The sequence below is a fragment of the Methylophilus glucosoxydans genome, from assembly GCF_042676145.1.
In the GTDB taxonomy this organism is placed as follows: domain Bacteria; phylum Pseudomonadota; class Gammaproteobacteria; order Burkholderiales; family Methylophilaceae; genus Methylophilus; species Methylophilus glucosoxydans.
Genome location: NZ_JBHTJW010000002.1, coordinates 109,475 through 122,858 on the forward strand (window position 1 = coordinate 109,475; position 13,384 = coordinate 122,858).

The window sequence follows — 13,384 nt, forward strand, 5'->3', positions numbered from 1 at the left end:
AACTTTTATTAAAATCAATATGCTACAAATAATATCGCAACCCTTAAATTTACCTTAAAAAACAATCAAACACTAACCCTTTTTTACAAAACACCCTGTCATTGAAGACCACTTTTGCAAATTTGCTAGTATTCCAGGGCATCGACATCCAATACCCAGCGAATTTTCGCCTGTAATGGATGTGCTCTTACCCAGGCGACGGCGACTTGCAGTAGCTGCTGCAAGGCGTTGCGATGTGCAGATTGCATCATCACATAACCGCGCTCCATACGGTTCAGGCGTGCAAGCCCTGGTCTGACAGGATCATAAATTAGCGGCTGATCAGGCAAAGTTGCAGCATGCTGATCGACATAGGCTCTGGCGGCCAAACTAAACTCCGTCAGAAACTGGTTTACCAGGGCATACTCAGTGGCTTCTGCTTTCATCACGGCAATATAGGTAGCAGGCGGGAACTGCATCGCCATTCGCTCTTGCAACAAAGCCTGTGCAAACTCGGCGTAATTCTGCTCGCGCAAGGCGGTAAATAATGGGTGCTGCGGGAAGGCCGTTTGTATTAATACCTCACCCGGTTTTTCACCACGGCCTGCACGACCGGCCACCTGCATTAATTGGGCAAACAAGCGCTCGCTGGCGCGGTAATCCGGGCTATACAATGCACTGTCGGTATCGAGCACACCCACCAAGGTCAGATTAGCAAAATCATGGCCTTTGGCCAGCATTTGGGTGCCCACCAAAATATCGATTTCACCGGCATGCACCTCGGAAAGCAAGGTGGTTAAAGCATCTTTGGCCTGAATGGTATCTCTGTCCACGCGCGCCACACGCGCCTGCGGAAACACCTGCTGCAGCGTTTCCTCGATGCGTTGCGTCGCCTGACCAACCGGGCGCAAATCCGGATTGCCGCAACTTGGGCATTGCAGCGGAATAGGCTGCTCATCGCCACAGTGGTGACAACGTAGCACACGCTGCCGCAAGTGCAGCACCGCTTTGGCAGAGCACCGGCGGCAATCGGCCAGCCACTGGCAGGCCGAGCAATGCAGCACCGGGGCATAGCCACGGCGATTAATAAACAACAAGCTTTGTTCGCCACGCTGCAAACGCTGCTCTATCGCCTGCTTTAACAAGGGCGTCAATCCTGCTTCTGGCGGCGGATGCGCAGTATCTATACAAAAAATACGTGGCAATGTGGCTTGCGCCACCGCCCGCTTGTTTAATGTGAGCAAACGATAAATCGGCTTTCTGCCGCCTGCGTGCTCCTGATCGCCCGTTGCGTTGTACCAGCTTTCCAGCGAAGGCGTGGCACTGCCAAGCACCACGGGCACACCATGCTGCTTCGCACGTACCAGCGCAACATCGCGCGCATGATAACGCATGCCATCTTGTTGCTTGTAAGAGCTGTCATGCTCTTCGTCCAGAATCATCAGCTTGAGGTGCGGCATCGGCGTAAACACACTCAAGCGCGTCCCGATCACAATGCGTGCGGCGCCAGACTGTGCCGCTTGCCAGTTTTGCAAGCGCTCACTCTCACTCAAATGGCTATGCAAGGTAACCAATGCGTACTCACTGAGCCGGCTACGAAAACGGCTTTCCAGCTGCGGTGTCAGGTTGATTTCGGGCACCATAATCAGCACTTGCGACTGTGGATCAGCCAACACTTTTTCCAGCAAGCGAATATACACCTCGGTTTTACCCGAGCCCGTGATCCCAAATAGTAGCCAGGGCTGAAAACCATGCAGGCGGCCCAGAATCGCCTCAACGGCCGCGGCCTGCTCGTCATTGAGTTCGGGGACCTGCGCGGAAGCAGGCATGGAGGGCCGGGTCGCGATGACCTCTCGCCTGCTCACATAACCACCATCCAGCAAGGGCTGTAACGCTTTGCGCCAGGTGGCAGAAACCGCGGCGAGCATGGCCTCACTGCATTCCGCGTGCTGCTGCAGCAAGGCCAGCAACCTCGCTAAGACTTGTTGCCGCTTGCCGATCAACGCATCTGGCACCGCTTGTGCCAGATGATAAAGCCACATTTTGCGCGACACCGCCGGCTTGATTTGCCGCAAGCGCAATGGCAGGCTGGATAATACGGTTTGCCCAAACGGATAGTGATAATAGTCTGCACAAAAGCGCAACAATTTGAAGCTGGCAGCATCCAGCGGCACGTCGTCAAACACTTGCAATACCGCTTTGAGCTTGGGCAAGGGGATATCGGTCTCATTGACCAGAGCCATCACGATCCCCACCAGTTGCCGTCCGGCAAATGGCACCACCACGCGGTTACCCACTTTGATCACCAGGCCAGGATTCAGGTAATCAAACTCACGGTCCAGCGGCACATCAAGCACGACGCGCACAATGCTGGCGGACGTGGTGACCTGAGGAGCGGCGGATGTTGAACACATGGGTGAAAAGGCTTAATTAGGTTAAAATGGCGGTTTGACGATAACGCATCATTTTAACCTTGAAACAAACGATCACAGAACTGATTCTGCAAGCGGTGACGCCGCTGGTGGCAGACACCTCCAGTCTCCATATCATCCTTGAGCGGCCAAAATCTGCCGAGCATGGGGATTTCGCGACCAATATCGCCATGCAACTGGCTAAACCGCTCAAGCAAAATCCGCGCATGATTGCCCAGCAGATTATCGACGGCTTGCCCGCCAACCAGGTGATCAGCAAGGTGGAGATTGCGGGTGCAGGCTTTATCAATTTCTTTTTGTCGGCAGATAGCAAACAGGCCATCGTGCACGATATTTTGAAACAAACCGACCAGTTTGGCCGCAACCCGGCAGGGCAAGGCGAAAAAGTCCAGGTGGAGTTTGTCTCTGCCAACCCCACTGGCCCGTTACATGTGGGCCATGGCCGCGGTGCTGCAGTCGGCGACTGTTTATGCCGATTACTGGCCGCCAATGGCTGGGAGGTGACGCGTGAGTTTTATTACAATGATGCAGGCGCACAAATCGATAACCTGACCAAATCGGTGCTGGCGCGCGCGCAAGGGATAACGCCAGACGATGCAAGCTTCCCTGAAGATGGTTACCGTGGGGACTATATCCTCGAAATTGCAGAGGCCTTTTTAGCCAAAGCGACGGTGACTGCTGACGACATGCAGGTGACTGCCAGCGGTGATGTCAATGATACGGAATCCATACGCAAGTTTGCGGTGGCTTATTTGCGCCATGAGCAAGATCTCGACTTGCAGGCATTCCAGATCAAATTTGATGTGTTCTCACTCGAAAGCGCGCTATACACCGAAGGCAAGGTAGACAACACCGTGCAATCGCTGATCGCCAGTGGTCACACCTATGAACAAGACGACGCCTTATGGCTGCGCACAACGGATTTTGGTGATGACAAAGACCGCGTCATGCGCAAAAAAGAAGGTGGCTACACCTATTTTGTGCCGGATGTCGCTTACCATCGTGAAAAGTGGCAGCGCGGTTTCAAACGTGTGATCAACGAGCAGGGCGCAGACCACCACAGCACCATTACGCGCGTGCGCGCCGGGCTACAAGCCCTCAATGTTGGCATTCCGCAAGGCTGGCCCGAATACGTGCTGCACCAAATGGTCACGGTGATGCGCGGCGGTGAAGAGGTCAAGCTCTCCAAACGTGCAGGGAGCTATGTGACTTTGCGCGACCTGATTGAAGAAGTTGGCTGTGATGCCACGCGTTACTTTTTGGCGGCGCGTAGCCCGGATTCGCAATTGGTGTTCGACATCGATCTGGCACGTGCGCAAACCAATGACAACCCGGTTTACTATATCCAATACGCGCATGCGCGCATTTGCAGCGTATTGACTCAATGGGGCGGCGATGTTGGCAGCCTCACCACCACCGACCTGTCACCACTCAACAGCGCAGCAGAAACAACCCTGATGCAAGCCTTGGGGCAATACCCTGAAGTGGTCAGCAGCGCCTGCCAGGCACTGGCACCGCACATGGTGGCCAACTATCTCAAGGAGCTAGCCAGTGCCCTGCATAGTTATTACAATGACACCAAATTTTTGGTGGATGATGCACAAGTCAAACTGGCACGCCTGTCGCTGATTACCGCAACCCGCGTCGTCCTTCGCAATGGCTTGTCTTTGCTGGGGGTAAGCGCCCCGGATAAAATGTAAGCACCTGAAAAGTGCCCGAATTGATTGGTTCAAATTATCTATGAGTCGCGACTACAAACCCTCACAAGCCAAAGCAAAAAGCAAGAGCAGCGGCAGCACCTTCTTTAACGGCCTGCTGGTCGGCTTGTTTTTGGGCGTCGCCTTGACGGTCGCGCTCATCATTTATATCAAAGGTGACCACAGCCCGTTCTCCAGCGCCTTCAAGAATGACAGCGGCTCGCAAGAGCTGCCGATCAAAAGCACCGTCACCGAAGAAGAAGTCAAACCTGGGAGCACCTCGATTGAGGACCCTAACAAATTTGACTTCTACACCATTTTGCCGGATACCGAGAGCAAAATCAGTGAAGAGCAAGTGAAAAAGAACCCGACTATCAAACAAGAAAGCTACTTTATTCAGGTGGGCGCGTTTGCCAAAGAGGATGATGCCAACAATCTCAAAACCCGACTGGCACTGGTAGGCTTTGAGGCCGTTGTACAAACGGCAGAAATTCCGAACAAGGGCACCATGCACCGTGTACGCATTGGACCGCTCAACGATCTGGCAAAAATTACAAAAATCAGCCATGACCTGGAAACCAATGGCTTTCAGCCTAATCTGATCAAGGTCAATATCGAATCTTCAGCATCGCATTAATGCTGTCATCGTATCGCCAACTGTCACGTTAAACCATTACTTTCCACACATAAGGAAACGAATATCATGAAAAAAATGTTGTTAAGTTTGATGCTCTGGGCAGGCTTCACCGCCACTGCTGCCTTGGCTGAGCCGCAAATGGGTGAGCAATTTGATCAGGTTGCACAGCAAATAACGACCGATCAACCTGCCAAAATCGAAGTGATGGAGTTATTCTGGTACGGCTGTCCGCACTGCTATCACATGGAGCATCCGCTGGAAGCCTGGGTGAAAAAATTACCTGCGGATGTGTATTTCAAACGCATGCCAGCCTTACCCAATGCCAGCTGGGCGCCCATGGCCAAAACCTATTTTGCCATGCAAGAACTGGGCGTACTGGATAAACTGCATACCCCATTGTTTGACGCCATTCATAAAACAAAAAGCTTGAACCCGGCGGACGAAGCTGCAGCCATTGACTGGGTGACCAAACAAGGTGGCCTGGACAAGATTAAAGTTGAAAAAGCTTTTAAGTCGTTTGCGCTGAACATGCAAATGAACAAAGCCATGCAGGTGTTCCGCGCTTCCGGCGCTACAGGCGTACCTGCCTTGATTGTTGATGGCAAATACATCACCGGCAGCTCCATGGCCGGAGGCAATGAAGCTGCCTTGCAAACAGCGGACTTTATTATCCAGAACGTGCGCAAGGACCGCGCAGCGGGTAAAAAATAAGCACCAATGACAATAAAAAACCCTGCTTAGGCAGGGTTTTTTATTGTTTCAGCCAGCGGCCAATCCAGGTTTCAGGCATCTCATTCCCTGTCACCAGATAATGCAAGGTTTTCAGGTCGTGCAGCAGATAGCGCTGGATCGATTTGGCCTGATCCAAACCACAGAATAAAATTTTATCGCCCATCTCCAGCGGCGTCGCCAGGTCCGGTAATAACATTTTTTCACCCGCGCGCAGCAACATTAACGGCACCACCGGCATTTCATGCCGCTGTTGACCGGCAGGATTCATGAGTAAATGCTTGAGCGCTGGCCGCATGCCTTGCTGCATGAGGCCACACACCGCCACGGCCATGTCATCCGCAATCGTAATATCCCAGGTATCTGGCACTTGCTCACCGAGCTTGGAAACCAGTTGCGCAATCACGGCATTGGCCCAGGCATTGCCCTGATGCCGCGCCGTGGCAAGAAACTCGGCCAACATGGGTGAAACCATATAAGACAAACAGGTGTGTGCAATCACATCACTGGGCTGCATGGTGATGTCGGCATCAAAATGTTGAAACAGCGGCTCGTTATGGCGCTTGTTCTTGCGGATGATCACAAACAGATTAGGGTTGAGTTCCAATGCCGTCATGACGATAGACAAGTTATTAATGTCATTGTCGGTGCCCGCTACAATACCCACCGCCTGCTCAATCCCGGCCTGTTTCAAGATGTGCGACTCCACACCGCTGCCGATAATGCATTGCTCACATTGCGTGCCTGCCGGATCTGCCTCGATGATCGTGACATGCATGGCCTCATTTTGCAGGCTTTTGACGACGGACTTGCCAAAGCGACCAAAGCCACAAGCAATCCAGTGGCCTTGCGGAATGGCGGCCGGGGTTTCAATCGCATCGCCCGGTGCACGCGTCAACCACTCATGCAGCAGGTAAGTGCCCAATGCGTTGAGCCGCATGGCCAAGTGTTCCCCAAAAATATGGTAAGGATTAATAATGCGGTCTGTGCCAAACGAGGCCATATTGGCGGCGATGACATCATCCTGTACACGCGCCAGCACCGGCAATCCAGGCTTGATCAGCTTCACCGCCACCGAGATTGCCAGGTTGGCATGGTCATCATCGGTCAGCGCCGCCACCCCGCGGCACATGGGATTTTTAATGCCGGCGTAGAGCAACACCTCGGATAACTTTGCATCTGCGCATAAGTGCGGAATATGAAACTGGTAATTCGTCAGCTCAAGTTCATTCACGCGTTCTGGCGAGCGCTCAAGCACCACCACCCGCAACTCATTTCTATCCAGCGCCCTGACCAGCTCGCCGCCGGTTTCCCCATAGCCACAAATCAGGTAAAACGGCTCCATCAGGTTTTTGACATCGCGCTGGAAAATCGCAGTTTTAAACGCCTGCTTGAGTGCGCCCTCCTGAAACAACCCGATAATCGCCCCGATGGCGTAAAACCAGGAGATCACCGTCACATAAATCGAAAAAGTCATCCACAAGCGCTGTGGCGTGGTAAACGGGTAGGGGAGCTCACCAAAACCGATAGTGGTCGCGGTATAACTCAGAATATAAAAAGCATCGAAGAAATTCAGATGATAGGCTTGGCCGCGGTCATTCACCCCGGGGATCAACACAAAGCCGATCATCGCAATGGCATAGCTGACAATCAACATCAGCAGCGGCGCACGCATGCGCCGCAAAATCCAGAACACAATTTGATTGAGCGTCATGCTGACTACGTGCTTAGCGCCGCAAGGTCACGGTTTCATAAATCAGCAAAATGACCGACGTGATATTGGCGAGAAATGCACCACCAGACAAAGAAACCACCCCGACAATCACCTCAGTATCCGCGCCGTTGCTACCAGCAACGGTCCAGATAATTGCTGCGGCAATCAACTGTAAATCAGCGACCAGGCTGGTAGCCAGGTGGATCGCGCCAATCTGCGTCCGGTCACCAAATTTAAGTACGGTGGCGATCAAATTCACCACAATGGCGACATACAACTCGTAATGCAAGTGATGTTGCGGGTTATCAATATCACCAACAAAAAATCCAAAGTTAAGTGTCATGGCTAGAATAATAAAAAAGCCAAAAATCACTTTTTCTAAATTCATCTACGTTTCCCCGACCAGTGTTTTATGGCATTCTACCCGATTAAAATTTGTTTACTGCAATGTATTTTATGGCGAAAACCAATTCTTACTGCCTGCATATTGTGATTACCGGTGCCTCCAGTGGCCTAGGCGCCGCCATGGCCACGGCCTATGCCCAACATTATCGGCAACAGTTGCAACTAAGTCTGTGCGGTCGCAATACGGGCGCACTGCAAGCGCTTGCCAGTCAGCTGAGCAGCCAATATCAGGTTGCCTGTACAACTTACACCGTCGATGTAAGACAGGCAGACCAGATGCAAGCCATGGCGCAAGCCGCCATCCAGCAATATGGCACCCCGCATATCGTCATCGGCAACGCCGGCGTCAGCCGTGGCACCCTCACCGAATACCAGGACGACATCCCCGCCTTTCAAGCCGTGTTTGATACCAACGTCATGGGACTGGTGCACACCTTTCAACCGTTTATCGAGGCCATGAAACAGGCAACAGTGCAGGGCAAGATGGCGCAACTAGTTGGCATCGCCAGTGTGGCCGGGATTCGCGGCTTGCCTGGCGCCGGCGCTTACAGCGCGAGTAAAGCAGCGGCCATTACCTACCTCGAAAGCCTGCGCGTCGAAATGCAGCAATATGCGATTACCGTCACCACCATCGCCCCCGGCTACATCCGCACGCCCATGACCGACATCAACACCTACCCGATGCCCTTTCTGATGGATGCCGATGTCTTCGCCCGCAAAGCCATGCGCGTGATTGCCCAACAACGCCGCTTTAGTGTCATCCCCTGGCAAATGGGTATCGTCGCACGCCTGCTCCGCCTGATCCCGCCCGGCCTGTGGGACTGGATCATGAAAAAAGCACCGCATAAAGCCAGGCTACCCGATTAAATTTAGCCGCCATCAAGGTCGATTAGCCCGAACAGGCTATTGAGTAGATATTTCAGTTGGAGATAATCAAATAAACCCACCTTGTTTTAAGAGAAGTATGGACAACACCCAACCCCGCCAACGCCCTCTACAGCCACAAGCACACGAGGTCTGGCAAGACCAATGCCGCATCTGCCTGATTAACGGCAAGCTGGTTGCCTTGCCTTATATTGAAGCTTCCCGCTTTGACGATTACGAATTCGGTGCCACGCTGGCAGCCATTAATGCCAACCGGCTGATACGTAAACTGGTGAACAAAGAGCAATCTGCTCCACGCTAGTCAAACCAGCCTCTGCGACGTCCTGCCAGGTAAGGATGCATGGGGCAAAGGTTTTTACGTCGACAACCCAAAGAGGGTTTTAAGCGTATCGCTACGCTCACTCTTCGGTATGATCCTTTTTGTCACCACGCCATCGGTGATGGTTTTCAAGGTGTCGCCGAATAAAATCATCCTGCCTGCCGGCTGATGTAATACAACCAGCAATCTCTGCACAAAAATCGCCTCAGGGTGAGTGGAGTTCATAAAATTTGCCGGATAAAAATCAATCCACTCCCAGGGATGCAGGTCAAACGCAAACTGGTTTTGCCAGCCCTCATCGACGCGTGCCTGTACTAAAAACTCGCGCTCGCCCTGGGTACGCAACATAAAGCAATCATGGTCCTGCATGATTTCCGTATCCAGCCTATTTAAGGCCAGTGGTGCGCGGATACCATAGCTGCCAAAACCCAAATCACATAACCAGGCTTGTTGCTCGAGATGCACCACAATTGCCATATGCGTTTTGGGTCTGCGCACCGGATAAAACATTGGTCGCGCCGCGACCAGCTGAAAGCGAAAGCCCAGCGCCTGTAATGCAATGGCAAAGACCCCATTCACTTCGTAGCAATATCCCCCGCGTTGCCGATAAATAACTTTCTCGACTATCTCCTCTGGCACCATGGAAACCACCTTGCCAGCCTGTACATCCAGATTTTCAAACGGCACACTGAATAGTTGACAGCGCATGAGTGCACGCAAGGTCTCGATATTGGTGTCAGGCTGTCCGACATAGCCTATGCGGTTGAAATAATCTTGCAGTTTGAAATTGGTTGCTTGCATGTGAATAGGATCCTGTGAACAAGTTGCTCTGAAGTGCGCTCCACAGTAACACGATCCACATAAAAAAGCCCACCTTGCGGGTGGGCTGTCTTTTATCGCGTAATCGGTTTATAGCGGATACGTTTGGGTTTGGCACCTTCTTCACCCAGGCGTTTTTTCTTGTCAGCTTCGTATTCCTGATAGTTGCCGTTGAAAAACGTCCATTGCGAGTCGCCTTCGGCGGCCAGAATGTGCGTGGCAATTCGGTCCAGGAACCAGCGATCGTGCGAGGTGACCAGTACGCAACCTGAAAACTCAAGCAAGGCATCTTCGAGCGCTCGCAGGGTTTCCACATCAAGGTCATTCGAGGGTTCATCCAGCAGCAAGACGTTAGCCCCGGAAATCAGGGTCTTGGCCAAGTGCAAGCGACCACGTTCACCACCCGAGAGTTGACCAACGATTTTTTGCTGGTCCCCACCTTTAAAGTTAAAGCGGCCAATATAAGCTCGGCTAGGCATTTCAAATTTGCCGACGCTGAGCACATCCAGCCCGCCAGAAATCGCTTCGAATACGGTTTTATCGTTGTCCAGGCCATCACGGGTCTGGTCGACTGCAGCCAGTTTAACCGTTGGGCCGGTGATGATTTCACCACTATCAGGCTGCTCCTTGCCTTGCAGCATGCGGAACAGCGTGGACTTACCGGCACCGTTGGGGCCGATGACGCCAACAATCGCGCCAGGCGGAATGGTGAATGAGAGGTTATCAATCAACAAGCGATCCCCAAAGCCTTTGGAGACGTTGCTAAACTCAATCACCTGATTGCCAAGACGGTCACCGGGCGGGATAAAGATTTCCTGCGTCTCGTTGCGGCGCTGGTATTCTACGCTGGACATTTCTTCATAACGTGCCAAGCGCGCCTTGCTCTTGCTCTGACGCGCTTTAGCCCCTTGGCGCACCCATTCCAGCTCTTGCTTCATGGCTTTGCGGTGGGCGTCTTCCTGTTTTTGCTCCAGCGCTAAGCGGTCTTCTTTTTGTTCCAGCCAGCTGGAGTAGTTACCTTTCCACGGAATACCCTCACCGCGGTCCAGTTCCAGAATCCATTCAGCGGCATTATCCAGGAAGTAGCGGTCGTGGGTGACAGCCACCACGGTGCCGGGGAAGCGCACCAGAAACTGTTCCAGCCACTCGACGGATTCCGCATCCAAATGGTTGGTCGGCTCGTCCAGCAACAGCATGTCAGGTTTTGACAGTAATAATTTGCACAAGGCCACGCGGCGTTTTTCACCGCCTGACAACGGGCCGATTTTTGCGTCCCAGGGTGGCAAGCGCAGTGCATCGGCGGCAATCTCTAATTGCTGCTCGACGTCACTGCCGCTGGCGGCCAGGATATTTTCGTACTTGGCCTGCTCTTCGGCCAGTTTGTCAAAATCGGCATCAGGTTCAGCATAGGCGGCATAAATTTCTTCCAGCTTTTGCTTGGCTTCCATGATAGCGCCCAAGCCGGCTTCGACCTCCTGACGCACGGTTTTTTCGGCATCCAGCTGTGGCTCTTGCGGCAGATAGCCAATCGAAATATTCGGTTGCCATTGCACTTCGCCTTCAAACTCTTTATCCGCGCCCGCCATGATGCGCAGCACGGTCGACTTGCCTGAGCCGTTTAAGCCCAGCAAGCCAATTTTTGCGCCCGGGAAAAATGAAAGGGAAATATTTTTGATGATTTGCCGTTTGGGCGGCACGATTTTGCTCACGCGGAGCATGGACATCACATATTGCGCCATTTGTATTACATCCAGAGTATGGTTGGAAGCGGCTATTTTAACGCAGAGCGGGGATAAACAAGGAATTCTTTAGCGTTAGATAACCGCGGATGAGCGTGGAATGCGGACAGTGACATGCGCATGCAAGGCGGTTGACTGTATGCCTTTGCTCAGCAACTAAACAGATTTCTATTCTGCAGCTAAATATGAAAAAAGGGCCAACTGGCCCTTTTTTACACCCTAAGCTTAAGCTGCTTTTTGCTCGATCAAGGTAGCGCTTGCATTTGGGACTGCGGTGCCAATTTCAATTTTGCGTGGCTTGAGTGCCTCAGGAATCTCACGCACCAAAGCAATCGTCAACAAGCCATTTTCGAGCTGTGCCCCGGTCACTTTCACATGATCGGCCAACTGGAACTTGTGCTCAAAGTCCCGGGTGGCAATACCACGGTGCAAATAGGTGGTTTCCTGTTCTTTTTTGGCTTTGCGGCCAGTCACACGCAATGCCTGGTGTTCAGTTTCAATCTCCAGTTCATCTTGCTGGAAGCCAGCCACTGCCATCACGATTTTGTAGGCGTTTTCGTCTACCAGTTCGATGTTGTAAGGTGGATAGCTGATTTCGTTTTCACTGCGCTGGCTTTCGTTGAGCATTTTAGCCAAACGGTCAAAGCCAATTGCGGTTCTGTAGAAGGGGGTTAAGTCATAACTACGCATACGTTGATCCTTTCAAAAATAAGCGATTAACATGATTCACAGACCTCAAACTTCAAGCATCTGTATCGTGTAAATGGGTATGCGCTTTATCTTTTCAAGAGGGTCAGGTATTGATTTATATCCCCAGGGCCTCGGTCCAGGCCAGCGCCTCCATATGGCACTGATTAACTTTTTCCGGCTTGAGTTGCAGCATGGCAGCCATCTCTAAAATTTCTTCATTGTTGGCATCTTCGCAAGCTTCGGTGAGCTTGAGGAAAGGGCCAAAAATACCCTGGCGCTCAACGAGTGCATCGACGATCGTCTCAGGTAATTGTAGTTTCTCGAGGATATTTTCCATCGGCACTTTAAGCATCACATCCAGCAGCGAAAATACGCCCACCACAAACAGATTGTCACGGTCGCGCTTTTCAAAAAACGGTTCGCCCAATAACTCGGTCAAGCGGCCACGTGTAATTGAGGTTTTCATCAGGGCAGGGGAGCTGCTGTTGTTACCCGCCGTGACCATAAGTAAAGTCAGCCAGCGATAAAGCTGGTTGCGCCCCAAGATGGTCAAAGCATGACCGATGGATTGCACTTCGCATGACAAGCCAAAGCCCACGGAATTGATATAGCGCAGCAGTTTATAGCTCAGCGTGGTATCACGTTTAAACCCATTTTCGATGTCCTTGTTTTCTGCCTCCTGGCTGACCAGGTTCAACAAATGCAACACGCCATCAAAGCTTGGATTAATGACCTTGCTGCTGATATTTTCTGGCTTGGCATAAAAATAGCCTTGGAACTGGTGGTAACCCGCATCCAGCAGGTCCTGAAACTGGTTATTTTCCTCCACCTTTTCTGCGATGAGGGAACATTGATCGTGCTGGTATTTTTTTAGCCATTGTTTAGCTTGTGCAATGTCCACATTGCGCATATCGATCTTGATAAAGTCGGCATAAGGCAACAAGGCTTCCAAATGCGGATAGTGTTGCGGATTATCCAATGCGATACGGAATTTGAGTTGTTTCAACTCCTGGCAACGCGCCAGGATTTCTGGGGTGACCTGAAGGTGATGCACCACTTCGAGCACGGTTTTTTCTGCCGGCATCAATTCCAGAAACACGCTATTGAGCATGACATGATCGACGTTGATGAATGCCAGCTGCTGGCCGAGTAACCAGCTCTCATGCATTTCGTCCATGGTGGTATTCAGGATACGCGCGCAGGTTTGAATATCTTCCTCAAATGGCGTGTTGCTGCCATCCGTCTCATTACGGAAGAAAAACTCGTAGCCTATGATTTGTTGTTGATCATTAACAACCGGCTGGCGACCGATAATACTGTGTTGTGACGTGGTCATGAC

At 51.9% G+C, this 13,384-nt stretch carries 12 protein-coding genes; 5 read left to right on the top strand and 7 right to left on the bottom strand.

The features are described 5' to 3' along the window. Positions 1-125: 125 nt before the first annotated feature. The gene (locus tag ACFQ1T_RS03070) at positions 126-2,393 is read right to left on the bottom strand and encodes a primosomal protein N' (protein WP_379073892.1); all 2,268 of its coding nucleotides are present in this window, start codon (positions 2,391-2,393) and stop codon (positions 126-128) included. Between the two features lie 59 nt (positions 2,394-2,452). Here ACFQ1T_RS03070 and argS point away from each other — a divergent pair, with 59 nt between their 5' ends. The 3 genes from argS to ACFQ1T_RS03085 all read left to right on the top strand — a co-directional run bounded on the left by argS (position 2,453) and on the right by ACFQ1T_RS03085 (position 5,456). Next, positions 2,453-4,111, top strand: a complete 1,659-nt coding sequence (argS, locus tag ACFQ1T_RS03075) for an arginine--tRNA ligase (protein WP_379073894.1) — start codon at positions 2,453-2,455, stop codon at positions 4,109-4,111. 40 nt (positions 4,112-4,151) lie between these two features. After that, positions 4,152-4,745 (top strand): SPOR domain-containing protein, encoded by a 594-nt coding sequence (locus tag ACFQ1T_RS03080; protein WP_275357522.1) that lies wholly within the window; start codon positions 4,152-4,154, stop codon positions 4,743-4,745. 66 nt (positions 4,746-4,811) lie between these two features. Continuing rightward, positions 4,812-5,456 carry a thiol:disulfide interchange protein DsbA/DsbL gene (locus tag ACFQ1T_RS03085; protein ID WP_194749682.1) on the top strand — a complete coding sequence of 215 codons (645 nt, stop codon included), beginning with the start codon at positions 4,812-4,814 and terminating at the stop codon, positions 5,454-5,456. Positions 5,457-5,496: 40 nt separating this feature from the next. Here the strand turns inward: ACFQ1T_RS03085 and ACFQ1T_RS03090 are convergent, their stop codons facing one another. Both ACFQ1T_RS03090 and ACFQ1T_RS03095 read right to left on the bottom strand, forming a co-directional pair. Then, positions 5,497-7,188 (bottom strand): potassium channel family protein, encoded by a 1,692-nt coding sequence (locus tag ACFQ1T_RS03090; protein ID WP_379073897.1) that lies wholly within the window; start codon positions 7,186-7,188, stop codon positions 5,497-5,499. A gap of 13 nt (positions 7,189-7,201) precedes the next feature. Then, the gene (locus ACFQ1T_RS03095; RefSeq protein WP_313984707.1) at positions 7,202-7,576 is read right to left on the bottom strand and encodes a DUF6394 family protein; all 375 of its coding nucleotides are present in this window, start codon (positions 7,574-7,576) and stop codon (positions 7,202-7,204) included. A 59-nt stretch (positions 7,577-7,635) separates the two neighbouring features. Here ACFQ1T_RS03095 and ACFQ1T_RS03100 point away from each other — a divergent pair, with 59 nt between their 5' ends. Next, complete coding sequence (locus tag ACFQ1T_RS03100; protein ID WP_379073899.1) at positions 7,636-8,460, top strand: SDR family oxidoreductase; 825 nt, start codon at positions 7,636-7,638, stop codon at positions 8,458-8,460. A gap of 97 nt (positions 8,461-8,557) precedes the next feature. Continuing rightward, positions 8,558-8,779, top strand: a complete 222-nt coding sequence (locus ACFQ1T_RS03105; protein ID WP_379073901.1) for a hypothetical protein — start codon at positions 8,558-8,560, stop codon at positions 8,777-8,779. Between the two features lie 54 nt (positions 8,780-8,833). Here the strand turns inward: ACFQ1T_RS03105 and ACFQ1T_RS03110 are convergent, their stop codons facing one another. From ACFQ1T_RS03110 to ACFQ1T_RS03125, 4 genes are all read right to left on the bottom strand, one after another. Further along, positions 8,834-9,598 (bottom strand): arylamine N-acetyltransferase family protein, encoded by a 765-nt coding sequence (locus ACFQ1T_RS03110; protein ID WP_379073903.1) that lies wholly within the window; start codon positions 9,596-9,598, stop codon positions 8,834-8,836. Between the two features lie 92 nt (positions 9,599-9,690). After that, positions 9,691-11,355, bottom strand: coding sequence for an energy-dependent translational throttle protein EttA (ettA, locus tag ACFQ1T_RS03115; protein ID WP_379073905.1), 1,665 nt, complete (start codon positions 11,353-11,355; stop codon positions 9,691-9,693). Positions 11,356-11,580: 225 nt separating this feature from the next. Beyond that, positions 11,581-12,045: an Hsp20 family protein gene (locus ACFQ1T_RS03120; protein ID WP_194749676.1), complete on the bottom strand. Its 465-nt coding sequence runs from the start codon at positions 12,043-12,045 to the stop codon at positions 11,581-11,583. A gap of 115 nt (positions 12,046-12,160) precedes the next feature. After that, positions 12,161-13,381 carry an EAL and HDOD domain-containing protein gene (locus ACFQ1T_RS03125; RefSeq protein ID WP_275357511.1) on the bottom strand — a complete coding sequence of 407 codons (1,221 nt, stop codon included), beginning with the start codon at positions 13,379-13,381 and terminating at the stop codon, positions 12,161-12,163. Positions 13,382-13,384 lie beyond the last annotated feature (3 nt).

Excerpts from the sequence above, each read along its gene's own strand:
- ACFQ1T_RS03095 (WP_313984707.1), bottom strand. The coding sequence starts at position 7,576 with ATGAATTTAGAAAAAGTGATTTTTGGCTTTTTTATTATTCTAGCCATG.
- ACFQ1T_RS03070 (WP_379073892.1), bottom strand. The coding sequence starts at position 2,393 with ATGTGTTCAACATCCGCCGCTCCTCAGGTCACCACGTCCGCCAGCATT.
- ACFQ1T_RS03110 (WP_379073903.1), bottom strand. The coding sequence starts at position 9,598 with ATGCAAGCAACCAATTTCAAACTGCAAGATTATTTCAACCGCATAGGC.
- ACFQ1T_RS03120 (WP_194749676.1), bottom strand. The coding sequence starts at position 12,045 with ATGCGTAGTTATGACTTAACCCCCTTCTACAGAACCGCAATTGGCTTT.
- ettA (WP_379073905.1), bottom strand. The coding sequence starts at position 11,355 with ATGGCGCAATATGTGATGTCCATGCTCCGCGTGAGCAAAATCGTGCCG.
- ACFQ1T_RS03085 (WP_194749682.1), top strand. The coding sequence starts at position 4,812 with ATGAAAAAAATGTTGTTAAGTTTGATGCTCTGGGCAGGCTTCACCGCC.
- ACFQ1T_RS03080 (WP_275357522.1), top strand. The coding sequence starts at position 4,152 with ATGAGTCGCGACTACAAACCCTCACAAGCCAAAGCAAAAAGCAAGAGC.
- ACFQ1T_RS03090 (WP_379073897.1), bottom strand. The coding sequence starts at position 7,188 with ATGACGCTCAATCAAATTGTGTTCTGGATTTTGCGGCGCATGCGTGCG.
- ACFQ1T_RS03125 (WP_275357511.1), bottom strand. The coding sequence starts at position 13,381 with ATGACCACGTCACAACACAGTATTATCGGTCGCCAGCCGGTTGTTAAT.
- ACFQ1T_RS03100 (WP_379073899.1), top strand. The coding sequence starts at position 7,636 with ATGTATTTTATGGCGAAAACCAATTCTTACTGCCTGCATATTGTGATT.
- ACFQ1T_RS03105 (WP_379073901.1), top strand. The coding sequence starts at position 8,558 with ATGGACAACACCCAACCCCGCCAACGCCCTCTACAGCCACAAGCACAC.